The sequence below is a fragment of the Rhodanobacter sp. UC4437_H4 genome (genome assembly GCF_052978425.1).
This window is the reverse complement of the sequence record NZ_CM129673.1, coordinates 2,214,585-2,238,052: the sequence shown is the minus strand read 5'-3', so window position 1 is coordinate 2,238,052 and position 23,468 is coordinate 2,214,585. Positions and strand designations below refer to the sequence as shown.

Sequence of the window (23,468 nt, the reverse complement as noted above, 5' to 3'; positions counted from 1 at the left end):
AGTCCGGGGTCGGTAAAGGAGTGGATCGCGTGGGCCGGCCGGTCAGGCCGTGGTCGCCGGCGCAGGGGGGGCGGGCTGGCCGGACAGGCTGCCGTCCAGCAGCTGCGGCAGCAGGTCGAGCGCATCCTCGAAGCCGGTGATCGGCACGTAGGGGATGCCGGCGGCGCGGCAGTGCTCGATCAGGCGGTGCTTGGCGAACACGAAGTCGACGCGGTCGGCGGCGCAGAAATCCGAGGCGCCATCGCCGATCAGCAGCGTCTTCGCGCCGCCCGCGCGGGCCTGCGCCACGCAGGCGCACTTGCAGGTGCCGCTGCGGCAGCCGTCGGCCTGGAACGGCGAAGTGAGCTGCCATTGCTGCGGCGGCGTGGCCGGCGCCAGGTGGTTTGCCGCCAGCGGCAGGTCGTCCAGGCCGTAGCGGGCGAGAATCTGCCGGATCGCGACGTCGAGGCCGTCACTGACCACGCGGATCGGCACGTTCAACTCGCGCGCCTTCGCCACGAAACCCGGGAACGCGTGGTCGATCCACATCCCGGCCAGGTGCGTGTCCAGTTCGGCGCGGCTCATCTGCAGCAGCGCGACCTGGCCGGCCATGCATTCGCGCGAACCGATCCGGCCGGCGCGCCAGTCCTGCTCCAGCACTTCCCAGCCGGGGCGGCCGAAGCGATCGAGCAGCGAGTCGATCACGTCCTCGACGGAAATGGTGCCGTCGAAATCGCACAGGATGGTCCAGCCGGAAACGGGCATCGCTCACTCAGGTCGGCAACAGTGGAGCGGAAGCTTAGGCAACCTGCCTTTCCATCGCCTTTCCGTTGCCGGGCGCGTGCCGTGGCCGGTTTCTAAGCAAACGGAAAGCTGGCCCGCGTAGCGTGGGAAGGCAGAGACCAGCCGGCTTGCCTGGTCGGGAAGAGGACCATGCGTGCGCCATCGTTCCTGCTGCTGTGCCTTGCCTTGCTCGCCTCGACCGGTGCGATGGCCGCGAGTGGCCCGCTGGGCATCGACCATCGTATCCACTACGACAACCGCGGCATCTGGAACCGCACGGACCAGAACGCGCTGGTCTACGGCACGGTCGCCACGGTGGTCGGCGGTGCGCTGGCCTTCGGCGACCACGACAAGCTGGGCGACACCTTCTGGCGCTCGGTGGACGCGCTCGCGGTGACCGCGGTGGCCAGCGAGGGGTTGAAGCTCACCTTCCAGCGCGAACGCCCGTCGCAGACCAGCGACCCGAACCGCTGGTTTGCCGGCACGCACGCGCAGAGTTTTCCCAGCGGCGAGGTGGCGGCGATCTCGGCGGCCGTCACGCCGTTCATGGTGAACTACGGCCACGACCATCCCGCGGTCTACGCACTGGCCCTGCTGCCGGTCTACGACGCCGTGGCGCGGGTGAAGACGCACGGCCACTGGCAGAGCGATGTCCTGGTGGGCGCGGCGATCGGCACCGGCGTGGGCCTGTGGGCCGCGCATCGGGATTCGCCGCTGATCATCGGCTGGCTGCCCGGCGGCTTCCAGGTCGGCTTCATCCATCATTTCAAGTGATGCGAGGGACGCAATCCGTCACCGGGGCTCCGACTGCGCACTCGTGGCGCGCTATCGTGGCGTCCATGATCGGGCGCAACCACGGCGGATGGATCGGTCTGATGCTCGCCACGCTGCTCGGCGTGGGGGGCTGCGCTACCTACACCGACCTGCCGCTGGACGGCGGCGCCGGTGCGTCCGGCGTGGCCCGGCTCAGCGCGCCGACCGCGGAGATGCCGCTGCCCGCGTGGTCGACACACCGGTTCGATCCGGCCGATGGCCTGGATGTCACCGAGGTGGCGATGCTGGCGGTGGCCAACAGTCCGCAGCTGCGACTCAAGCGCGACGAGCTGGGCGTCGCGCGGGCGCAGGCGTTCGCCGCCGGGCTGCTGCCCGATCCGCAGTTGGCGGTGTCGGCGGATGTTCCGCGCCATTCCGGCGCCGGCTTCGTCACCGCCTACAGCCTCGGCCTCAGCGAAGACATCGGTGCCTTGCTGACGCGCTCCTCGCGCCGCGCCGCCGCGCGCGACCAGGTCAACCAGGTCAACCTCGACCTGCTGTGGGCCGAGTGGCAGACGGTGGCGCAGGCGCGGCTGCTGTTCGACCAGGTGCTGAACCTGCGCGCGCAGCAGGCGCGACTCGAGCGCGAGCAGGAGGCCGTGGCGACGGTGGATACCTACATCCGCGCCGCGCTGGACGCGGGCAACCTCACCTACGACAGTGCCAGCGCCGGGCTCAATACGCAGGCCGACGTGCGCAAGCGGCTGGCCGAGACGGCGATCGCGCTGCACCAGGCACAAGGCGACCTGCATCAGCTGCTCGGCCTGGCACCCGCGGTGAAGCTCGACCTGGTCGGCGCGCCCTGGCTCGATCAGCCCACGCCGTCGCAGGTGCAAGCGGCGCTCGACGACCTGCCGCGGCGGCGACCGGACCTGCTGGCCCTGCAGGCCGGCTACCAGTCGCAGCAGGCCAGGCTGCGCAGTGCGATCCTGGCCCAGTTCCCCGCGCTGAACATCGGCTTCAACACGGCACGCGACACCAGCGCGGTGTACACCAACGGGCTGAGCATCGGCATCACCCTGCCGTTGTTCGATCGCAACCGCGGCAACATCGCGATCGAGCGGGCGACGCGCCAGCAACTGCATGACGACTATGCGGCGCGCGTGCTGGCCACACGCAGCGACATGCAGCGCATCACCCGCGACCTGGCCACGCTCGACCGGCAACTCACCGGGCTGGACGCGCATGCGCGGCAGCTCGACCTGGCCGGCGCGTCGGCCGAACGCGCCTGGCAGGCCGGCACGCTGGACTGGCCGACTTACCTCGCGATTCGCGCCAGCGCGCTCGCAGCCGACCTCGACCTGCTGGCCGTGCGCCAGGAACGCGCCCGGCAGTCGATCGCGCTGGATGCCCTGCTCGGCAACACCGACCTCGTTGCCGCCCATCCCGATGCCACCCAGGCTGCCACGCCATGAATCGCTTCGTCATCCTGCCTGTGCTGGGCGTCCTCCTGCTGGCCGGCCTGTTGTCGGCTTGCGGCAACGCGGCCCCGGATGACGACGAGGCCGCCGCGCCCGCCGGCGGTGTCGTCGCGGTCACCACCGCCATGCCTGTGCAGACGACGTTTCACGACACCATCGAAGCCTGGGGCAGCGCCGCCGGCGATCCGCAGCGCGCACGCACGATCAGCCTGGCGCACGGCGGCCAGATCACGGCATTGCATGCATCGGCGGGACAGGCGGTGGAGCGCGGCGCGCCCCTGCTGACGATCACCCCGGACCCGGCCGCGCGCAGCGCCTGGCAGCAGGCGCAGAGCGCGCTGACGCTCGCCGCCGGCGAACTCAAGCGCACCGAACGACTGGCGGCGCAGCGGCTGGCCACGCAATCGCAACTGGCCGCGGCGCGCAAGGCGCTGGCCGATGCGCAGGCGACGCTGGACGCACAGCGCGCGCTCGGCGGCGGCGCGGCCAGCGAAACCGTCGAGGCGCCGGCCGCCGGCGTGGTCACCGCGCTGCGGGTCGGCCTGGGCGAGCGGATCGCCGCCAATGCGCCCCTGCTCGATTTCACCCCGACGCATGCGCTGCTCGCGCTGCTAGGCGTGCAGCCGGACGATGGCCCGCGCCTGCAGCCCGGCATGGCGGTGCAGCTGCGTGCGGTGTACGGCACGCAGACGTTCGCCGGCACGCTGCGCATGGTCGGCCAGTCGATCAACCCGCAGAGCCATCTGCTCGATGCCCAGGTCGAGCTGCCGGCCGCCGCCGGCGCCAGCCTGGTGGCGGGCGCGCCGCTGCAAGCGCAGATCCGCACCACCGATTTCACCGCGTGGTCGGTGCCGCGCGCCGCCGTGCTGCATGACGCGCGCGGCGACTATCTGTTCCAGGTCGAGCATGGCCATGCCAAACGGGTCGACGTGACAGTGCGCAGCGCGCAGGGCGATCCGGTGGGCGTGGCCGGGCCGCTCGATCCGAAGGCGAAGGTGATCGTGCTCGGCGTGTACGAACTCGACGACGGCGACGCGGTGCGGGAGTCGGTCAAGTGAGCCTCACCGCATGGATGCAGCAGCATCGTCGTTCGCTGCTGTTCCTGGCGCTGATGCTGGCACTCGGCGGCGTCGCCAGCGCGTTCCTGATGCCGGTGGCGCTGTTCCCGAACGTGTCGTTCCCGCGGGTGCAGCTGACCCTGGATGCGGGCGACCGCCCGGCCGACCAGATGGCGATCGAGGTGACCACGCCGGTGGAGGAGGCGGTGCGCCGGGTGCGCGGCGTGCGCGACGTGCGCTCCACCACCAGCCGCGGCAGTGCGGATATCGCGATCAGCTTCGACTGGGGCGCGGACATGGCCGGCGCGCTGCAGGAGGTCAACGGTGCGGTGAGCCAGGTGTTGCCGCAGCTGCCGGCAGGCACGCAGATCGCTTCGCGCCGGATGGACCCGACCACCTTCCCGGTGCTGGCCTACAGCCTGCGTTCGCACACGCTGTCGCCCAGTGCGCTGCATGATCTGGCGCAGTACCAGTTGCGCCCGCTGCTGAGCGGCATCAACGGCGTCGCCCACGTCGACGTGCAGGGCGGCGAGGTGGCCGAGTTCCACGCCGACGTCGATCCGGGCAAGCTGCGCGCGCTGGATCTGAGCCTGGCCGAGGTGTCGGCCGCGGTGAGCCACGCCGCCACGATCCAGGCGATGGGCCGCGTCGCCGACCACTACAAGCTCTACCTGCTGCTGGCCGACAACCAGCCGAAGACGCTCGCCACGCTGCGCAACATCGTGTTGCGCGCCGGCCCGGGTGGCGTGGTGCGGCTGGGCGACGTGGCGCGGGTCAGCCTGAGCCACGTGCCGCAGTGGATCCGGGTCAATGCCGACGGCCAGGACGCGGTACTGCTGCAGGTCTACCAGCAGCCGGCCGGCAACAGCGTGCAGATCGCCCGCGACGTGAGGCAGCGCCTCGCCGGGTTCGCGCCGCAGATGCCGGCGGGGGTGACGGTGGCCAACTGGTACGACCAGACCCAACTGGTCACCGGCGCGGCCAGCAGCGTGCGCGACGCGATCCTGATCGGCATCGTGCTGGCCGGGCTTGTGCTGTTCGTGTTCCTGCGCAATACGCGGATGATCCTGATCGCGCTGATCGTGGTGCCCGCCGTGCTGGCGATCACCGTGCTGCTGCTGCGCGTGCTCGGCATGAGCTTCAACATGATGACCCTGGGCGGCATGGCCGCGGCGGTCGGGCTGATCATCGACGACGTCATCGTGATGCTCGAGCACATTACCCGCCGGCTGCACCAGGGCGAAGGGCATCTGCACGATCGCATTGCCGGCGCGGCACGGGAGTTCACCCGCCCGCTGACCGGTTCCAGCGCCGCCACCGTGGTGATCTTCCTGCCGCTGGCCTTCCTTACCGGCGTCACCGGCGCGTTCTTCAAGGCGCTGTCGCTGACCATGGCCAGCGCGCTGATCATTTCCTGGCTGCTGACCTGGGTGGCGGTGCCGCTGCTGGCCGAACGCCTGCTCGACCAGCGCCATCTCGCCGAGCGTCCGCGCTCGCGCTTCACCACGCGGATGATGGACGGCTACCACAAGCTGCTGGCGCGCTGGCTGCGACGCCCCGCGCTGGTGTTGCTGCTGCTCGTGCCGCTGATTGCGCTCGGCGGCTTCGCGTACACCCGGGTCGGTACCGGCTTCATGCCGAAAATGGACGAGGGCGGTTTCATCCTCGACTACCTGTCCAAACCCGGCACCTCGCTGGAGGAAACCAACCGCCTGCTCAACCAGGTCGAGACGATCATCCGCGCCAACCCCTGGGTCGACACCTATTCGCGGCGCACCGGCCTGCAACTGGGCGGCGGTCTCACCGAGGCGAACCAGGGCGATTTCTTCGTGCGCCTGAAGAGCGGCTCGCGTCCTTCCACCGAGGAGGTGATGACCCAGGTGCGCACGGCGGTCGAGGCGCAGGTGCCGGGGCTGGACATCGACCTGGCGCAGTTGATGGAGGACCTGATCGGCGACCTGGTGGCGGTGCCGCAACCGATCGAGGTGCAGTTGTACGGCGATGACCCGGACCAGCTCGAGGCCACCGCCACGAAAGTTGCCGCGGCGATCGGCAAGATCAACGGCGTGGTCGGCGTGCTCGATGGCATCAACCCGGCGGGCGACGCGCTGACCGTGCAGGTCGACCCGGCGAAGGCGGCGCTGCAGGGGCTCGATCCCACCGCCGTCACCGACCAGGTCGCCGCCGCGATCGACGGCACGGTCGCCGCGCAGCTGCCGGTGGACGGCAAGGTGGTCGGTGTGCGCGTGCGCCTGCCCGAAGGCGCGCACCAGCGGCTCGACCAGGTGGCGGCGCTGCCGATCCGCGCCGCGGACGGCCATCTGTTTCCGCTGTCGCAGGTGGCCACGCTGCGCCAGGTGCAGGGCCAGCCCGAGATCACCCGCAACAACCTCAAGCGCATGGTGGCGGTGACCGGCCGGATCAGCGGCCGCAGCCTCGGCGCCGCCATCGCCGACGTGAAGCAGGTGCTGGCCCGCCCGGGGCTGTTGCCCAAGGGCATGTTCCACCAGCTCGGCGGCGTCTACCAGCAGCAGCAGGCGGCATTCCGCGGGCTAACCATCGTGCTGCTGGCGGCGATCGCGCTGGTGTTCACCCTGCTGCTGTTCCTGTACGAGAGTTTCCGCGTGGCGCTGGCGATCCTGGCGATGCCGCTGCTGGCGCTGCCCGGCGTGTTCATCGGGCTGTGGCTGACCGGCATCGAACTGAACATCTCCTCGATGATGGGCATGACGATGATCGTGGGCATCGTCACCGAGGTGGCGATCTTCTACTTCTCCGAGTTCGATGACGCGCAGCGTCGCCTCGCGCTGCACGACGCCCTGCACGACGCCGGCACGCACCGCACCCGGCCGATCCTGATGTCGACCCTCGCCGCGATCCTGACCCTGTTGCCGCTGGCGCTGGCGCTCGGCCAGGGCTCGCAGATGCAGCAGCCGCTGGCGGTGGCGATCATCGCCGGCATGCTGCTGCAGCTGCCGCTGGTGCTGCTGGTGATGCCGGTGCTGTACGCGCTGCTGCGTCGCCACGACACGCCACCCGCTGCAAACGGACCTGCGCCCGCAGGCTGATGTTCTCCGTCCCCACGCCAAGGTGACTGCCATGCAAACGCAAAGACTGCTTCGCTCCCTCGTGCCGGCCGCGCTGGCCTTGCTGCTCGCGCCGGTGGCTGGCCGTGCCGCATCGCCTGCCCCGGTACCGCGGTTGTTGTCGACTCTGCCGCTGGGTGGCGCGGGCGGCTGGGATTACCTCAGTTTCGACGCGGCGCCGCGGCACCTGTTCGTCAGCCGCGGCGATCGCGTGCTGGTGATCGATGTCGACGCGAACCGGCAGATCGGCACGATTGCCGATACCCCCGGCGTGCATGGCATCGCGATCGCCGACGACCTGCAGCGCGGTTTCACCAGCAACGGCAGGAGCGCCTCGGTCACCGAGTTCGACCTGCGCACGTTCAAGCCGCTGGCGACCATCGGCGGCACCGGCGAGAACCCCGACGCCATCGTCTACGACGTCCCCTCGCATCACGTGCTGACCTTCAATGGCAGGAGTCATTCGGCCAGCGTGATCGACCCGGCCAGGGACGCGGTGATCGCCACGATCGCGCTGCCCGGCAAGCCCGAGTTCGCGGTGTCCGATGGCGCCGGCCACATCTACGACAACGTCGAGGACAAGGCCGAGCTGGTCGAGATCGACACCGCCGCCGACACGGTGCTGCACGTATGGCCGCTGGCCGGGTGCGAATCGCCCAGCGGGCTGGCCATCGACCTCGTGCACCATCGGCTGTTCTCGGTCTGCGACAACCGGCTGATGGTCGTCACCGATGCGCGCGACGGCCACCAGGTCGCCCGCGTGCCGATCGGCGACGGCCCGGATGCGGTGGTGTTCGACGCCGCCGCGTCGACGATCTACAGCTCCAACGGCGAAAGCGGCACGATCACCGCCATCCACCAGGACGACGCGGACCACTATCGCGTCAGCGCCACCATCGCCACCCAGGTCAGCGCGCGCACGCTGACGCTGGACCCGAAGCTGCACCGGCTCTATCTCTCCGCCGCGCGTTTCGGCAGCGCGCGGCAGCCGAATGGCCGGCACACGATCGTGCCGGGCAGCTTCGCCGTCCTGACCGTGGGGCAGCCTTGACGGTTGCGGCGACCAGCCCATGCCGGCCCGCCCCCGGTGCGGGCTTCACGCGTGACGTTGCGCCTGATCGAGGGAGGGTGAGGCCGGTTCGCTGATCGCGCGCGACGACGACAACCGCGCACACCAGCGCGCGGCGGTGACCGCCACGGCCGCGGCATTCATGCCGCGGGTATCCAGCGCGGCATTGGCGCCGCCATGCGGCCCGTACTTGGCTGGATCGGTCACCGAGAACAGGCCCAGCGTGGGCGTGCCGCTGGCGGCGGCCAGGTGCATGACGCCGCAGTCGGCGCTGATGAAGCCGTCCATGCAGGAGATCATCGCGGCCATCCGGCGCAGGTTGCGCGAGTAGTACGGCGCCAGTTGCGAGCCGAGCTGCGAGCGCCCATGCGCCGCCAGCATGTCCACCAGCTGCACCTGCGGGCACAGCGACTGGAACGTGTCCACGAACTGCCGCCACCAGTCCTCGCTGTAGCACTTGGCACCGGTGGCGTTGGGGAAGATCGCCACCGTCATGTCGCGGTGCCCGCCTGCCTCGCCACGGACCCGCGCCAGTGTCTTGGCCGCCGCCTGCTTCTCGCCGGTGGTCAGGTCGAGATTGAGTCGGGGATAGTCGGCGGCGATCGTGCCGGCATACGCCTGGCGCAGCAGGAACACGCCGCGGTCGGCCAGGTGGGCAGGCCACGTCAGCGCATGCCATGCGGAGGCGGGATTCACCAGCGCATCCGGAAATCCCAGCTTGTGCCTGGCCTGCGCCATGGCCAGCGCGATCCGCCCCGACTGCGAGCCGTTGCAGGCGTCGATGGCGAGGTCGTAGCGGCATCGTCGCAGCGCGCGCAATACCCCGGCGGAGTACCACAAGTGCCGGGCGATCTTCTGCGGCAACGCGAAAACGTCGTGGACACTGAACCGGTTCGCGTACAGACAGGCCGTGGCGTGGCTGCCGAGGATGTCGATCTCCGCGCCCGGATAAAGCGTCTCGATCTCCGCGATAAGCGGGCTGATCAGCACACTGTTGCCCAGCCGGTGATTCGGGCGGCAGACCAGCACCCGATGAATGCCGGTGGTCGGCAAGCCACCCGGAGCGCACAACTGGCCACCCACCTTGTGGAACATCCGGCGCAGCATCCAGCTCACCGCAACCCGTCGCCAGGCATCTTTCGGGAGCGATCGCTTGAGCGAACCGGTGGCCGTTGGCGGCACGGCGACGAACTGGCGGACGATAGCGGTGATGGTCATGACGCCAGCATGAGGCACGTCGCTTTCAGCTCGCTTATCGACCGGTGAGGATCTGGTTAAGGCAACGCACGAACCGTGCCCCGATGCCCGTCATTCCCGCTTTCGCGCACCGTTGTCCGGAATGAATCCGCAGGCACCCCGGCCGCTCATCGCAGCCTGCCGCACGGACTGGTTCCGGGTGACCGCTCCAGCGCGTCGTCAGGGATGCCTCAATCGTTGTCCGCGCCTTCCAGCGAGTTCTCCAGCACCTTGCCGGTCTTTGCGTCGACGCCGACCTCGTGCGTCGCCTTGGCGGAGCTGATGTCGAACGAGTAGCGCAGGCCGCTGCCGCCGGGCTCCTGCTCCAGCTCCTCCTTGACGATCTTGCCGGGATACGCCTTCAGGGCGATGTCGCGGGCATGACTCATGTCGATCTTCGCCTGCGTCTTGAGATTCGCCGGCGGGGCGGCTTGCGCCGGCAGGGTGGCGCTGGCCGCCAGCAGGGCCAGCGCGAGGGAAACAACCAGTACGTTGCGCATGTTCATTCCTTCAGTCATGGGGGAATGACAGCGTCGCCGAACAAGCTTCGTGGACGCTTAGGGATGCTCTGATCTATTCCGCGCACCCGGCATGACGTCCAGAAGGCCCGCAGGGTGTGTTGCGTGGCGCAGGGCAGACTGGTCGTCTGTTCAAGCTACGCGGCGCAGCCTGCGGGCCTTCTGGACGTCACCCCATCATTTGATTCAATGCGTCGGGGCCGCGCTGTATGCACGCAGCGGTTCGCCCCAGCGTCTAGACAGACGGCCAGTCTGCCGTCGCCGCTGCGACAAACCGCTGCGCGCATACAGCGCGGTGACGGGTACGCGGAATAGATCAGGGCATCCCGGGTGCCGGCCGGATGCGGCGGTGTTCCTGCTCAACCCGGCAGTCGCCATCTTCCGCGAGGCCGATGCGGAGGGATGCCCGTGCTGCCGGCCTTCGAGGTGCTCGCGGCGGTCAGCAGGTGCACGAAGCGGGCCGCGATCACGCCGGTGCTGAAGCGCTCGCGGACGAAGGCCTCGGCCGCCACGCCCATCGGCAGTCGGCGCGACGGGTCGCACATCGCCACGATGGCGGCACGCCATGCTTCGACGTCGCCGGGCGGCAGCAGCACGCCGGTGACGCCGGGCTGCAGCGTTTCCGGGATGCCGCCGATGTCGCTGGCCAGCACCGGCAGGCCGGCGGCCTGCGCTTCCACCGAGACGCGGCCGAAGGTCTCCGTCGCGATCGACGGGAAAGCCAGCATCGACATGGCGCTGTAGTACGGGTGGATGTCGTTGGCCCAACCCGGGAAATGGTGGCGGTTGCCCAGCGGATGCGCGGCGGCGCGCTCGCGCAGCGCCTGTGCATCCGGGCCGTCGCCCAGCCACAGGCAATGCAGTCGCGGCTGCTGCGCCATCGCCGCGGTGGCGGCGTCGAACAGGGTGAAGATGCCCTTGCCCCGCTGCATCCGGCCGCAATAGCCGAGCACGACGGGGTCGCCGAAGATGTCCAGGCTGCGCAGGATCGCACTGCGCTGCACCTGGTCGTGCCGGCACAGCGCCATGTTCACCGGGTTGTACAGCACCTGCACCAGGCCGGGCGGCACGCCGCGTTGGAGATAGGCGCGGCGCGCGTGGCGCGACACGGCGAAGAAGCGGTGCGCCAGCCGCGGCAGCAGCCAGGCCGAGACGCGCTTCATCGGTGGCACCCGGTGGCGGAACAGCACGACCGGGATGCGCAACAGCCGGCCGATCACGATCAGCGGCCAGTACTCCTTGCCGAAGTTGCCGACCAGCCAGTGCGGCCGCAGCTGCCGCGCCGCGCGCAGCACCGCGGCGAAGCCGCGCAGGTCCAGCGCATTGCGGAACGTGGCGCGGTGCAGTTGCACGGCGGTGTCGGCAAGCTGCTGTTCGATCAGTCCGTCGGCGGCCGTGACCACGCCGACCTCGTGGCCGGCCTCGGCCAGCGCCTGCGCCAGCGCGACGAAATGGGTGGCCGCGCCGGTATGCTCCGGGTTGGTGCCGACCAGCAGGAATTTCATGCGCGGCGATCCTCGTAGCCGGTCAGCACGCGCGCCGCGAACTGCGGCAGCAGGTGGTGCCGCGCCACCTGTATCCGCGGCAGTCGCCACAGGTCGGCGCCGGCCACGGCGCGCCCGCGGCGCGTGGTGGTGGCCGCCGCGTGGCCGGCTTCGCGGGCCACCGCGACCACGCGCTCGTCGAGGTCGCCGTAGGGGTAGCAGAACTGGGTCACCGCGCAGCCGAGGCGATCCTCCAGGTCGGCCTTGCAGCCGTGGATCTCGCCGTGCAGGACGGCGTCCGTACATTGGCTGAGCCGCGGATGGCTGCGCGTGTGCGCGCCGATCTCCATGCCGGCGTCGTTCCAGCGGCGCATGTCCGCGGCGGACATCAGCGGCTTGCGGATGCCGAGCCGTTCGGCGTCCCACGTGTTGAAGCGGCCGATGCTGCCGCTGACCATGTAGATCGTGGCGCTGAAGCCGAACGACTGCAGCACCGGCAGCGCCGCGTCGAGGTTGTCGACGTAGCCGTCGTCCAGCGTGATGGCGACGACCCGTCCGCGGCGTTCGCCGCGCAGGTACGGCAATGCCGCCGACATCGACAGGCCGGCGTATCCCAGCTGCTGCAGCAGCCACATCTGCCGCGCGAATCTGGCCGGGCTGACATACAGGCTGCGGTAGCTGCGCAAGCCTGCGGGGGTTGCCGCGATGTTGTGATACATGAGCACGGGCACGATCTGGCCGCCCGCCTTTCCCGCCTTGTCCATGCCTGGTTCCGCCGCACCCGGGTTTGCCCGCCACCGGCACGCATCGGCCGGGGTCATCGGCCGGCATTCTCCGGGCGGCCGGCTTTCAGCCGGCTTACGGAGGCGCAGGCTGGCGTTTCAGTGTCGTGACGGGCGCTTCGCTCAGTCGTTGCGCGGGATGCTCACGTGCACGCGCAGGCCGTGGCCGAACGGCGAATCGAGCAGCTCGATGCTGGCGCCGTGCAGCTCGGCGGCGCGCTGCACGATCGACAGGCCGAGACCGTAGCCTTCGCCGCGGCTGCTCGATTCGCGGTGGAAGCGGGCGAACACGGCGGCGCGCCGTTCGGGCGGGATGCCGGGGCCATCGTCGGCCACGTCGATGGTGGTGGTGACCACGCCCTGCGCAATCGACAACTGCACCTGGCCGCCGGCCGGCACGTGGCGCATGGCGTTCTCGATCAGGTTGCGCAGCAGCGCGGCCAGCGCGGCCTCGTGGCCCTGCACCTGCAGCGGGTGGTCGTCGTGGCTGAAGCCCAGCTCGGCGCCGCTTTCGGCGATCACCGGAGCCAGCTCCTCGATCACGTCGCTGGCCACGCGCACCAGGTCGACCGGCTGGCGCTGCTCCAGCGCGGTGCCGGATTCCAGCCGCGCCAGCGCCAGCAACTGCTCGACGCGCCGCGCCAGCGCGGCCACGTTGTGGCGCGCGCCGGCCAGGCTGGCCTCCGCTTCGGCGGGATCGCGGGTGGCCATCGCGCTCTCGATGTTGAGCATGATCGAGGCCAGCGGCGTGCGCAGCTCGTGCGCCACGTCGGCGCTGAAGCGATGCTCGCGCTCCAGTGCATCGGCGAGGCGCTGCAGTTGCCCGTTCAACGCGTCGAGCACGGGCTGCAGTTCCAGCGGTGCATGCTCCAGCACGATCGCCTCGCGGCTGCCCAGCTTGCGCGAGGCCAGTGCGCCGGTCAGCGACTGCAGCGGGCGCAGGCCGCGCCGCACCGCCCAGCCGACCAGCAGGCCGAGCAGCGGCAGGCCGATCAGCAGCGGCAGGGCATGGTCGAACCACAGCGCGCGCAGGATGTCGTGGCGGCTGTCATAGCGCTCGCCGGTGCGGATCACCAGGCCATCGCGCGGGTCGGACAGGGTGAACAGGCGCCAGCGGTAGCCGTCGGCGCGGATGTCGCGGTATTCGCCGTCGCCGGCTTGCGGCGCGGGCAGCGCGGCGAGGTTGGTGGTGGCCATCACCAGGCGGCCGGCGCGGTCGAATACCTGGAAGCCGACCTCGGACTCGAACGTGTGGCCGCGCCGGCGCATGGCCTGCACCGCGGGCGCCTCGATCGGCACCAACTGGCCATGCTGGCCGTGGCCGCGCAACACGTCGGGGCCTTCCTGGCCGAGGATCACCTGCAGCGTGCGGGCCGACTGCGCCAGCCGGCCGTCGGACAACTCGTTCACCTCCTGCATGGTGCGCCGGAAGCTGAGCACCGCCAGCGGCAGCAGCACCGCCAGCATCACGCCGATGATCAGCCAGCGCAGCCGGCCGCGCAGGCTGGGCTGACTCATTCGGGCTCCCGCGGGATCATGTAGCCGAAGCCGCGCACGGTGCGCACGGTGTCGTAGCCGAGTTTCTTGCGCAGCGTATGCACCAGCACCTCCAGCGCGTTGTCGCCGACCACGGTGTCCAGACCATACAGCGAGTTCACCAGGCTTTCGCGGCGCACCAGCTTGCCGGCGCGTTCCAGCAGGATCTGCAGCAGGGCGAACTCGCGCCGGGTCAGTTCGATCGCCTCGCCGCGACAGGTCACCTGCGAAGTGCCCAGGTCCAGCGCCAGCGCGCCGACCTCGATGCGGTTGACCGCCAGGCCCTGCGCGCGCCGGCTCAGCGAGCGGATGCGCGCGCACAGCTCGTCGAGGTGGAACGGCTTGATCAGATAATCGTCGGCGCCGGCATCGAGTCCGTGCACGCGCGCCTGCAGGCCGTCGCGCGCGGTCATCACGATCACCGGCGTGGTGACGTGGCTGCGGCGCGCCTCGACCAGCACGTCGAGGCCGTCCTTGCCGGGCAGGCCGAGGTCGAGCAGCACCAGGTCGGCGGTTTCGTCGCGCAGCGCGATGAGCGCCTCGCGGCCGTCGCGCAGCCAGCTCACCGTATAGGCGAGGCGTTCCAGCGCGCGCTGGATGGCGGCGCCGAGCTGGGCGTCGTCCTCGACCAGGATGATGTGCACGAACAGGCTCCGGTGTGGCGGCGGCCCGGCGGATTATCCGTGTGCCGGCTTAAGAAGTGCTTATGGCGCAGTCGACACGTCAAGAGCCGGTGGCTGCGCGGTCCGCGCGGAGGCGCTCGACCGGGTGCCGCCGGCAATCAGTCGGGCCCGGCCGGGCGCAACAGCTCGTCCAGCGGCTGCGCCTTGCCGAACAGCCAGCCCTGGGCAAACGCCACGCCGTGCTGACGCAGGAACTCGGCCTGGGCGTGGGTCTCCACCCCTTCGCTGATCAGCGTGAGCTTGAGCGAGCGCGCCATCGCGATGATGTGCAGCACCACTTCGCTGGTGACCGACCCGGTGCCGATGGCGTCGACGAAGATCTTGTCGATCTTCAGGCAATCGGCGCGCAGCTGGGTCAATTGCGACAGGCCGGAAAAGCCGGTGCCGAAGTCGTCGATCGCCACCCGGATGCCCAGCGCATGGATGCGCGCGATCGTGCGGTTGGCGCTGGCCGGGTCGACGAAGGAGCTCTCGGTCACCTCCACCACGATGTTGTGCACGCCGATGCCGGGCGTGGTCAGCAGGCGCTGCAGGTGCTCGACGACTGCGCCGGACAGCAGGTCGCTCGGCGCCAGGTTGACGCTGATGTAGCAGCCCGGATATCGGCTGAAGAAGCGTGGCCCGTCGATGGCGACGCGGGCGAGCACGTATTCGGTGAAGCGGGCGGTCAGTCCGCAGTCGGCCGCGGCCTGCACGAACAGCGCCGGGCGCATGCCGATCTGCTTGTTGGCGGGCCAGCGCAAGAGTGCCTCGGCCCCGGCTATCGTGTTGGAGCCCAGCTCGACGATCGGCTGGTAGTACAGCACGAACTCCTGCCGGTTCAGCGCCGCCCGCAGCAACGCGGGCAGCGACGCACGCTGGCGCGCGAACATGACGATCGCGCCGACCAACGCCGCGCCCAGTGCCAGCCCGACGGGAAGCAGCAACAGGGCGAGCTCGCGCAGGCGGGAGCTCAGGTAGGCACGCGGAATCGCCGCGTAGGCGCCCACGTCGAAGCGTTCCGATCCCTGGATCGCCACCAGGTAGCCGCCGTCGTAGAAGATCGCGCGGGCTGCCTTGCCGTGCTGCTCCAGCCATGCCGGGTCGAAGTGGCCGTCACGGGCCCAGACCTTGCCGGCGCTGCGCCCGAACACGCCCTGCGCAAGGCCCGGCACGGAAGGCGTTTCGACCAGCAGGTTGTCCGGGTGAACCGCGGTGGCGTAATGGTCGCCGCTGAGCACCACGAACGGACGGCTGCCGTCGATGGAAACCCCGAAGTGCACCCGCGTGCCCTTCGGGCTCACGTACGCCGGTGGCCCCATCTGCAGGCCGTCGGCCTGCGGGCCGATGGCCGAGCAGGTGATGCGATCGCCGGAGACGTAGCCGGCCGCCTGCACGTAGTCGTAATCCAGCAGAATCCGGCGCAACTGCGCGCGTTTGGCCTCGGAGCACGTGCCGGAGGGATTCAACTCGGTCAACCGCTGATAGGCGGCCGCGGACTGTTCGCCCACCGCTTCCGTGCGATGGATGATGGCGCTGGCGATGTTCGATGCCTGGGCGCCGGCTTCCTCCATCGACTGGTGGCGGGCGATCAGCAGTGCCGCCACCAGCGGCAGGGCGATGGCCACGGTGCACAGCGTCAGCGCGATGGTGGTGGCAAACCGCCTTGGCATCGTTTCCCCTTGCCGCGCCCAGGTCCGGACGGCTCGTCGGAGCCTCGATGATGCACCAACGCTGCCGGCGTGCCTATCCGCTCATGCGCCGGCGGCACGCCTCAGAAGCGCAGGTGGACGAACAACGAGGGACCGTCAAGTTTCATGTCGAGGTTGGCGTGGTAGGCGTGCTTGCGCTGGTGCAGCACCACGCGGCTGTAGCCGTATTCGGCGCCGAAGCCCAGGTGTGGCCACGGCAGCCATTCCACGCCCAGCGCGGCGTTCACGATGTGGCCGCTGAGCCGGCCGCCGTTCTTCTTCACCCCGGCGGCGTCGGCATACATGCGCCACTGGTCGTTGAACGCATGGCGCCAGCCGAGCTGCAGCATCGGTGCCCAGGCGCCGTCGCTGGTGCCGGAGGAGACCTGCCCGACCGGCTCGCCGTTGACGCTGGCCTCGCCGCTGATGGCGGCGTGCACGCGGTAGTAGGCGCCGCCCAGGCCCAGCCCGAACACGTCGTTGCCGTGGCCGAACCACCAGCGCCAGGAGGCGCTGCCGAAATCGAAGTTCAACTTGCCGCGCACCGTGGCGGCGGCCTCGTAGTCGTTGCCGGCGTAGCTGATCGAGCGCGCCAGGCTCTGGCTGCGCGAGCGGTTGACGCTGTAGTAGTCGAGCGAGAAACCCTGGCTGTCGCCGACCAGGAAATCCAGTCGCGCGCGCGGCACGCGCTTGCGGTCGTTGAAGCCGAGATCGTTCTCCAGGCTGAAGTTGCCGCCGTACCGGCCGCCCGGATCGCTGGCGCCGAGCGTGGTGTCGACGTGCGCGTCGTAGCCGCCCAGCCACAGGCTGACGCGATCGAGTGCAGGCGACTGCTGCGCGCCGGCGAGCCCGCTGCCCAGCGCCAGCGGCAGGAGAGCGGCGAGGCGCAGCGCATGGCGGGGCCGACGAAGAGGTGGACAGGTCATCGATCATGTCTCCGGATGGGTGCGAGGCAACGCATGCGCGCGGCCATCCCGGGATTCCACGGGTGATGGTACGAACAGGTGGTGTGCAAGCGCCGTGCAGGGCCGTTGCCGCTTGCGCGCGGCGAACGATAGAATCGGGCGAGGAGTCCGGACGGTTCTGGCCGCCACGCTCCCAGCCCAGAGGTGAGTGCATGCGGGTGATCGCGACGATGGCCTGCCATGCCGCGCGCCTGCATGACAGCTGGTTCGAGGCGGTAGCCGTGCGTGATGCACCCGGGCGCCGGTCCGGTGACGGGCGACACCGACGATCTTTCCATCGAACGCAGTGAGCGATGCCCGACAACCTCATCCCAGGCGCCATCCTCTGCCTGCCTTTCGCGGCGGCGGCGGCGACGTGGCTGATGCGCGAGCGCGGGCACAATCGCGCCGCCTGGCTGATGACCGGCGCCGCGCTGCTCGGCCTGGCGCTTTCGTTGTGGCTGGCCCCGGCGATCCTCGCCGGCGAGGTGCTGCGCCAGACCATCCCGTGGGCACCGTCGCTGGGTCTGGACCTGGTGCTGCGAGTGGACGGCTTCAGCTGGCTGATGCTGCTGCTGATCTGCGGCATCGGCGCGCTGGTGGGCGTGTACGCGCGCTACTACATGTCGCCGGACGATCCGCTGGCGCGCTTCTTCGCGCTGCTGCTGGCGTTCATGGGTTCGATGCTGGGCATCGTGATGTCCGGCAACGTGATCCAGCTGGTGTTCTTCTGGGAGCTGACCAGCCTGTTCTCGTTCCTGCTGATCGGCTACTGGCACCACGGCGCGTCGGCACGCGACGGCGCGCGGATGGCGCTGATCGTCACCTCCGGCGGCGGCTTCTGCCTGCTCGCCGGCATGCTGCTGCTGGGGCACATCGCGGGCAGCTATGAACTGGACGCGATCCTCGCCGCGGGCGAGGCGGTGCGCGCGCACCCGTGGTACACGCCGACCCTGCTGCTGATCCTGCTCGGCGCGTTCACCAAGAGCGCGCAGTTCCCGTTCCACTTCTGGCTGCCGCAGGCGATGTCTGCGCCCACGCCGGCGTCGGCCTACCTGCATTCGGCCACCATGGTGAAGGCCGGCGTGTTTTTGCTGGTGCGCTTCTGGCCGGTGCTGGGCGGCACCGACCAGTGGTACTGGATCGTCGGGGGCGTGGGCCTGGTCACGTTGATCCTGGGCGCCTACGCGGCGATGTTCGAGCAGGACCTGAAAGGCGTGCTGGCCTATTCGACGATCAGCCACCTGGGCCTGATCACCATGTTGGTGGGGCTGGGCAGCACGCTGGGCGTGGTGGCGGCGATCTTCCACATCGTCAACCACGCCACCTTCAAGTCCTCGCTGTTCATGGCCGCCGGCGCGGTCGACCACGAGGCCGGCACGCGCGACCTGCGCAAGCTCGGCGGCCTGTACCGGGTGATGCCGGTCACCGCCACGCTGGCGCTGGTGGCCGGCGCGGCGATGGCCGGGGTGCCGTTGTTGAACGGTTTCCTCTCCAAGGAGATGTTTTTCGCCGAGACGCTGGCAGTGCGCCAGGGCCCGCTGCTGGACGCGATCTCGGTGGTGATCGCGGTGGCGGCCAGCGCATTCGGCGTGACCTACTCGATCCGCTTCGTGCGCGGCGTGTTCTTCGGTCGCATGCCTGCCGACCTGCCGCGCGAGCCGCACGAGCCGCCGCTGTGGATGCGCTTGCCGATCGGCTTCCTCGCGCTGGCCTGCCTGCTGGTGGGCGTGCTGCCGGGGCGGGTGATCGGACCCACCTTGCACGCGGCGGCCGGCGCGGTGCTCGGCGCGGAGATGCCGGCGTACAGCCTGGCGGTGTGGCACGGCCTGACCACGCCGCTGCTGATGAGCGTATTCGCCTTCGCCGCCGGCTGCCTGCTGTTCGCCAGCCTGCGCCGTCGCTTCGATGCCATCGAGACGGCGCCGCTGACCAGCCGCTTCAGCGGCAAGCGGATCTTCGAGCGCGCACTGGCGGTGTTCGCGGCGGACTGGCCGCAGCGGATCGAACGGCTCTACCCGAGCCGGCGGCTGCAGTCGCAGTTGCTGTGGATCGTGCTGCTCGCCCTGCTGGCCGCCGTGCTGGCGGCAACCACGGCACCGCTGGATTTTCGCCCGCACTGGTCCAGCATCGATCCGGCGTTCGCCCTGCTGTGGCTGCTCGGCGCGGCCTGCGCGATCGGCGCGGCAACCCAGGCCAAGTTCCACCGCCTCGCCGCGCTGGTGCTCAGCGGCGGCGCCGGGCTGGTCTCGTGCGTGAGCTTCGTGTGGCTGTCGGCGCCAGACCTGGCGGCGACGCAGCTGCTGGTGGAGGTGGTCACCACCATCCTGATCCTGCTCGGCCTGCGCTGGCTGCCCAAGCGCATTGCCGGGTTCACGCCCGAGGGGTGGCGCCAGCGCTTCCGTCGCCGCCGCGACATCGTGATCGCGCTGGCGGTGGGCGTCGGCGTGGCCAGCCTGGCCTACGCCGCGATGATGCATCCGGTGGCCGATTCGATCTCGCGCTTCTTCCTCGAACAGGCGTACACCGAGGGCGGCGGCCACAACGTGGTCAACGTGATCCTGGTCGACTTCCGCGGCTTCGACACGCTGGGCGAGATCAGCGTGCTGGCGATCGTGGCGCTGACCGTGTTCGCCTTGCTGCGCCGTTTCCGCCCGGCCGCCGAAAGCATCAGCGCGCCCCAGCAGCAACGCCAGCAGACGGTACTGGAGGCGGACGGGCCCGGCCGCGCGGCGGACCGATCGCTGACCGACTACCTGATGATCCCCGGCCTGATCATCCAGTTGATGGCGCCCGTGATCCTGCTGTTCGGGCTGCACCTGTTCCTGCGCGGGCACGACCTGCCGGGCGGCGGCTTCGTCGCCGGCATCACCGTGGCGGTGGCGCTGATCCTGCTGTACATGGCGCGCGGCGCGCGCTGGGTGGAGTCGCGCCTGCGCGTGCTGCCGCTGCGCTGGATCGGCGCCGGGCTGCTGCTGGCCTTGTTCACGGGCTTAGGCTCGCTGGTATTTGGACGTCCATTCCTGACCAGTCATTTTCAGTACCTGGCGCTGCCGCTGTTCGGCCGCGTGCCGCTGGCGACGGCGCTGCTGTTCGACCTTGGCGTGTTCGCCACGGTGGTGGGCGCGACCATCCTGATGCTGATCGCGCTGGCGCACCAGTCGCTGCGGCGTCCGCGCCAGGTGTCGGCCGCCGCCGCGGAAGGGGAGGGCTGATGGAACTGGTGCTGGCCGCCGCGATCGGGATTCTCGCTGCCTCCGGCGTGTGGCTGCTGCTGCGTCCGCGCAGCTTCCAGGTGATCATCGGGCTGACCCTGATTTCCTATGCCGTGAACCTCTTCATCTTCTCCATCGGCGGCCTGCGCACCGGCGCCGATCCGGTGCTGCACGAGGTGGCCGGCAACGTCGCGCAGTACACCGACCCGCTGCCGCAGGCGCTGGTGCTCACCGCGATCGTGATCGGTTTCGCCACCACCGCGCTGTTCCTGGTGGTGCTGCTGACCTCGCGCGGGCTGACCGGCAACGACCACGTCGACGGCGAGGACGGCACGCCGTGAGCCAGCACCTGGTCGTCGCGCCGATCCTGCTGCCGCTGCTCATTGCCGCGCTGCAGCTGCTGGTGGGCGAGAAGCGCCGGCGCACGGCGCTGGCGCTGAGCATCGCCTCGTGCGTGGCGCTGGTGCTACTGGCCGCCGCGCTGCTGCTGGAGGTGTCCGCCGACGGCGCGCTGGCGGCGGTCTACCGCATCGGCGACTGGCCGGCGCGCTTCGGCATCGTGCTGGTGGCGGACCGGCTCTCGGCGCTGATGGTGCTGCTCACCAGCGTGCTGGCGCTGGCGTTGCTGCCGTATGCGCTGGGTCGCTGGCAGCATCGCGGCGGCCATTTCCAGCCGCTGCTGCAGTTCCTGCTGATGGGCTTGAACGGCGCCTTCCTCACCGGCGACCTGTTCAATCTTTTCGTGTTCTTCGAAGTGCTGCTGGCGGCGTCCTACGGCCTGGCGCTGCACGGCTCCGGTGCGCGGCGGGTCAGCGCGGGGCTGCATTACATCGCGGTCAACCTGACCGCCTCGATGCTGTTCCTGCTCGGCGTCAGCCTGATCTTCGGCGTCACCGGCACGCTCAACATGGCGGCGCTGGCCGAGCTGATCCCGCACGTGCCGGAGCGCACCCGCGCGCTGCTGCATGCGGGCGCGGCGCTGCTCGGCGTGGCGTTCCTGATCAAGACCGCGATGTGGCCGCTCGGCTTCTGGCTGCCGCGCACCTACGCGGCCGCGGCGCCGGCGGTGGCCGCGATGTTCGCGCTGATGACCAAGCTCGGCATCTACGTGCTGCTGCGCCTCGGCCTGCTGCTGTTCGGCGCTGGCGCCGGGCCCGCCTCGGCGCATTTCGGCAGCGCGTGGATGCTGTGGGGCGGCATGGCCACGCTGGTGGCCGGCACCATCGGCATGCTGGGCGCGCGCGACCTCGGCAAGCTGGCCGGCTACAACGTGGTGGTCTCCGCCGGCACCCTGCTCGGCGCGATCGGCCTGCAGCAGAGCGCGGTGACCGCCGGCGCGCTGGCCTACCTGGTGATCTCCACCCTGGCGATCGCCGCGTTCTTCCTGATTGCCGGCCTGCTCGCCTCCGACGGCGACGACGACACCGACGACACGCTGAGCCTGGAACCGTACGAGCAGCCCGGCGAAACCCCCGCGAACGAGAGCCTGTACGCGCAGGAGGACGAGAGCCGCGTGGTGATCCCGGCGCCGATCGCGATGCTGGGCCTGAGCTTCTCGGCCTGCGCGGTGCTGCTGGCGGGGCTGCCGCCGCTGTCCGGTTTCCTGGCCAAGTTCGCCCTGCTGGCGCCGATGCTCGATGACGCCGGGCGCGGCGCGCAGCTGCTGTTCGCGCTGGTCGTGGCGGCCGGTTTCTGCACCGTGACCGCGCTGTGCCGCGCCGGCATCCAGATCTTCTGGGTCGAGCCGGAGCGGATCTTTCCGAAGGTGCGCCTCACCGAGAGCGTCTCCGTCGCGCTGCTGCTGGGCCTGTGCCTGCTGCTGACGGTCTGGCCCGAGCGGCCGCTGCACTATTTGCGCGACACCGCCGCGCAGCTGCATGCGCCGGGCAACTACATCCACGCCGTGCTGCCGGGCGCCGAGGTCGCACCATGATCCGCCGCTGGCTGCCGCATCCGCTGCTGTCCGCGCTGCTGGCGCTGATCTGGCTGATCTTCAACCAGAGCGTGTCGCCCGGCACCGTGCTGCTCGGCATCGTGCTCGGCATCGTGCTGGGCCGGATGCTCGACCTGCTGGACCCGCCCAAGGCGCGGCTGCGCCACTATCCGTTGCTGCTGCGCCTGTTCGTGCGCGTGGTGCTGGACATCGTGCGCTCCAACCTCGCGGTGGCGCGCATCGTGCTGTTCAACAAGCGCCCGTTGCACTCGGGTTTCGTGGCGATCCCGCTGGAGTTGACCGACCATTACGGCCTGGCCGTGCTGTCGTGCATCATCACCTCCACCCCCGGCACGATCTGGGTCAGCTACGACTCCGACGCCAACATCCTGCTGATCCACGTGCTGGACCTGGTCGACGAGGCCGGCTGGATCGACTCGATCAAGCAGCGCTACGAACGCCCCCTGCTGGAGGTTTTCCAATGAGCCACGAACTGCTCGACGTGTCGATCCGCGCGGCGCAGATCCTGCTGCTGCTGGCGATGGCCTTCTCGCTGATCCGCATGGTGCGCGGCCCGCGCGCGCAGGACCGCGTGGTGGCGCTGGACGCCCTGTACGTCAACGCGATGATCCTGCTGCTGACCATCGGCATCCGCAGCGGCAGCATGCTCTACGTCGAGGCCGGCCTGATCATCGCCCTGCTCGGCTTCGCCAGCACGGTGGCGCTGTCGAAATTCCTGATGCGCGGGCAGGTGATCGAATGAGCCACCTCGACGCCCTGCCGCCATGGGCAGCCATCATCGTCGCCGTGCTGATGCTGCTCGGCGCGCTGTTCGCCTTCGTCGGCTCGCTCGGCCTGCTGCGCCTGAAGAACTTCTACCAGCGCGTGCACGCACCCACGCTGGGCACCACGCTGGGCACGTTCTTCATGCTGGCCGCCTCGATCACCTGCTTCTCGGTGCTGCACGGCCGGCCGATCTTCAACGAGGTGCTGATCGGCGTGTTCCTCACCCTGACCACCCCGATCACCCTGATGCTGCTGGTGCGCGCCGCGCTGTACCGCGACCGCGAGGAAGGCTCGCAGGACGTGCCGCAGCTGACGTCGCACGACTGATTGGGCGAGAGCGCTGACGGAGCCGGACCGAGGCGAACGTGCCGGCCCGGCGATCCGATGCCGCGGCGAACCGCCTGCCGTATCCGCTAGAACACCCTGTCGCCCGGCCTCGTCACGCGCGATCCCGCGTGTGACGAAGCCAAGC

At 70.0% G+C, this 23,468-nt stretch carries 20 protein-coding genes; 11 read left to right on the top strand and 9 right to left on the bottom strand.

The annotated features are described in order from the left end of the window. Window positions 1-42 precede the first annotated feature (42 nt). A complete protein-coding gene (locus ACVCL3_RS10315) occupies window positions 43-744 on the bottom strand; it encodes an MtnX-like HAD-IB family phosphatase (protein ID WP_447101199.1) in 702 nt (233 codons plus the stop codon). Window positions 745-912: 168 nt separating this feature from the next. Here ACVCL3_RS10315 and ACVCL3_RS10310 point away from each other — a divergent pair, with 168 nt between their 5' ends. From ACVCL3_RS10310 to ACVCL3_RS10290, 5 genes are all read left to right on the top strand, one after another. Then, a complete protein-coding gene (locus ACVCL3_RS10310) occupies window positions 913-1,536 on the top strand; it encodes a phosphatase PAP2 family protein (protein ID WP_447101198.1) in 624 nt (207 codons plus the stop codon). A gap of 65 nt (window positions 1,537-1,601) precedes the next feature. After that, window positions 1,602-2,990, top strand: coding sequence for a TolC family protein (locus ACVCL3_RS10305; RefSeq protein ID WP_447101519.1), 1,389 nt, complete (start codon window positions 1,602-1,604; stop codon window positions 2,988-2,990). Further along, window positions 2,987-4,054, top strand: a complete 1,068-nt coding sequence (locus ACVCL3_RS10300) for an efflux RND transporter periplasmic adaptor subunit (protein WP_447101197.1) — start codon at window positions 2,987-2,989, stop codon at window positions 4,052-4,054. The genes ACVCL3_RS10305 and ACVCL3_RS10300 overlap by 4 nt, the downstream gene beginning before the upstream one ends. After that, the gene (locus tag ACVCL3_RS10295; RefSeq protein WP_447101196.1) at window positions 4,051-7,122 is read left to right on the top strand and encodes an efflux RND transporter permease subunit; all 3,072 of its coding nucleotides are present in this window, start codon (window positions 4,051-4,053) and stop codon (window positions 7,120-7,122) included. Before ACVCL3_RS10300 ends, ACVCL3_RS10295 begins: the two co-directional genes overlap by 4 nt. Window positions 7,123-7,153: 31 nt before the next feature. Then, complete coding sequence (locus ACVCL3_RS10290; protein WP_447101195.1) at window positions 7,154-8,191, top strand: YncE family protein; 1,038 nt, start codon at window positions 7,154-7,156, stop codon at window positions 8,189-8,191. Between the two features lie 45 nt (window positions 8,192-8,236). Here ACVCL3_RS10290 and ACVCL3_RS10285 read toward each other — a convergent pair whose 3' ends face one another. The 8 genes from ACVCL3_RS10285 to ACVCL3_RS10250 all read right to left on the bottom strand — a co-directional run bounded on the left by ACVCL3_RS10285 (window position 8,237) and on the right by ACVCL3_RS10250 (window position 17,044). Further along, on the bottom strand, window positions 8,237-9,427 hold the full coding sequence (locus ACVCL3_RS10285; protein ID WP_447101194.1) for a glycosyltransferase family 9 protein: 1,191 nt from the start codon (window positions 9,425-9,427) through the stop codon (window positions 8,237-8,239). 209 nt (window positions 9,428-9,636) lie between these two features. Beyond that, a complete protein-coding gene (locus ACVCL3_RS10280) occupies window positions 9,637-9,945 on the bottom strand; it encodes a PepSY domain-containing protein (RefSeq protein ID WP_447101193.1) in 309 nt (102 codons plus the stop codon). A gap of 377 nt (window positions 9,946-10,322) precedes the next feature. Further along, window positions 10,323-11,468: a glycosyltransferase family 4 protein gene (locus ACVCL3_RS10275; RefSeq protein WP_447101192.1), complete on the bottom strand. Its 1,146-nt coding sequence runs from the start codon at window positions 11,466-11,468 to the stop codon at window positions 10,323-10,325. Beyond that, on the bottom strand, window positions 11,465-12,211 hold the full coding sequence (locus tag ACVCL3_RS10270) for a polysaccharide deacetylase family protein (protein ID WP_447101191.1): 747 nt from the start codon (window positions 12,209-12,211) through the stop codon (window positions 11,465-11,467). The genes ACVCL3_RS10275 and ACVCL3_RS10270 overlap by 4 nt, the downstream gene beginning before the upstream one ends. A gap of 141 nt (window positions 12,212-12,352) precedes the next feature. Beyond that, on the bottom strand, window positions 12,353-13,747 hold the full coding sequence (locus tag ACVCL3_RS10265; RefSeq protein WP_447101190.1) for an ATP-binding protein: 1,395 nt from the start codon (window positions 13,745-13,747) through the stop codon (window positions 12,353-12,355). Beyond that, window positions 13,744-14,409: a response regulator gene (locus ACVCL3_RS10260; protein ID WP_447101189.1), complete on the bottom strand. Its 666-nt coding sequence runs from the start codon at window positions 14,407-14,409 to the stop codon at window positions 13,744-13,746. Before ACVCL3_RS10260 ends, ACVCL3_RS10265 begins: the two co-directional genes overlap by 4 nt. 137 nt (window positions 14,410-14,546) lie before the next feature. Then, window positions 14,547-16,100 (bottom strand): EAL domain-containing protein, encoded by a 1,554-nt coding sequence (locus tag ACVCL3_RS10255; RefSeq protein WP_395120950.1) that lies wholly within the window; start codon window positions 16,098-16,100, stop codon window positions 14,547-14,549. A gap of 101 nt (window positions 16,101-16,201) precedes the next feature. After that, window positions 16,202-17,044 (bottom strand): hypothetical protein, encoded by an 843-nt coding sequence (locus ACVCL3_RS10250; RefSeq protein ID WP_447097554.1) that lies wholly within the window; start codon window positions 17,042-17,044, stop codon window positions 16,202-16,204. 332 nt (window positions 17,045-17,376) lie between these two features. Between ACVCL3_RS10250 and ACVCL3_RS10245 the strand changes: the two genes are divergently transcribed. Genes ACVCL3_RS10245 through mnhG form a run of 6 tightly spaced genes read left to right on the top strand, consistent with a single transcriptional unit; the run spans window position 17,377 to window position 23,323 of the window. After that, window positions 17,377-20,277 (top strand): monovalent cation/H+ antiporter subunit A, encoded by a 2,901-nt coding sequence (locus ACVCL3_RS10245; RefSeq protein ID WP_447101188.1) that lies wholly within the window; start codon window positions 17,377-17,379, stop codon window positions 20,275-20,277. Next, a complete protein-coding gene (locus tag ACVCL3_RS10240) occupies window positions 20,277-20,618 on the top strand; it encodes a Na+/H+ antiporter subunit C (RefSeq protein WP_395120953.1) in 342 nt (113 codons plus the stop codon). Before ACVCL3_RS10245 ends, ACVCL3_RS10240 begins: the two co-directional genes overlap by 1 nt. Beyond that, window positions 20,615-22,210, top strand: coding sequence for a monovalent cation/H+ antiporter subunit D (locus ACVCL3_RS10235; protein WP_395120954.1), 1,596 nt, complete (start codon window positions 20,615-20,617; stop codon window positions 22,208-22,210). Before ACVCL3_RS10240 ends, ACVCL3_RS10235 begins: the two co-directional genes overlap by 4 nt. Beyond that, window positions 22,207-22,695, top strand: a complete 489-nt coding sequence (locus ACVCL3_RS10230; RefSeq protein ID WP_447101187.1) for a Na+/H+ antiporter subunit E — start codon at window positions 22,207-22,209, stop codon at window positions 22,693-22,695. The genes ACVCL3_RS10235 and ACVCL3_RS10230 overlap by 4 nt, the downstream gene beginning before the upstream one ends. Then, the gene (locus ACVCL3_RS10225) at window positions 22,692-22,973 is read left to right on the top strand and encodes a K+/H+ antiporter subunit F (RefSeq protein ID WP_395120956.1); all 282 of its coding nucleotides are present in this window, start codon (window positions 22,692-22,694) and stop codon (window positions 22,971-22,973) included. The genes ACVCL3_RS10230 and ACVCL3_RS10225 overlap by 4 nt, the downstream gene beginning before the upstream one ends. Then, window positions 22,970-23,323, top strand: coding sequence for a monovalent cation/H(+) antiporter subunit G (gene mnhG / locus ACVCL3_RS10220; RefSeq protein ID WP_447101186.1), 354 nt, complete (start codon window positions 22,970-22,972; stop codon window positions 23,321-23,323). Before ACVCL3_RS10225 ends, mnhG begins: the two co-directional genes overlap by 4 nt. Window positions 23,324-23,468: the final 145 nt, after the last annotated feature.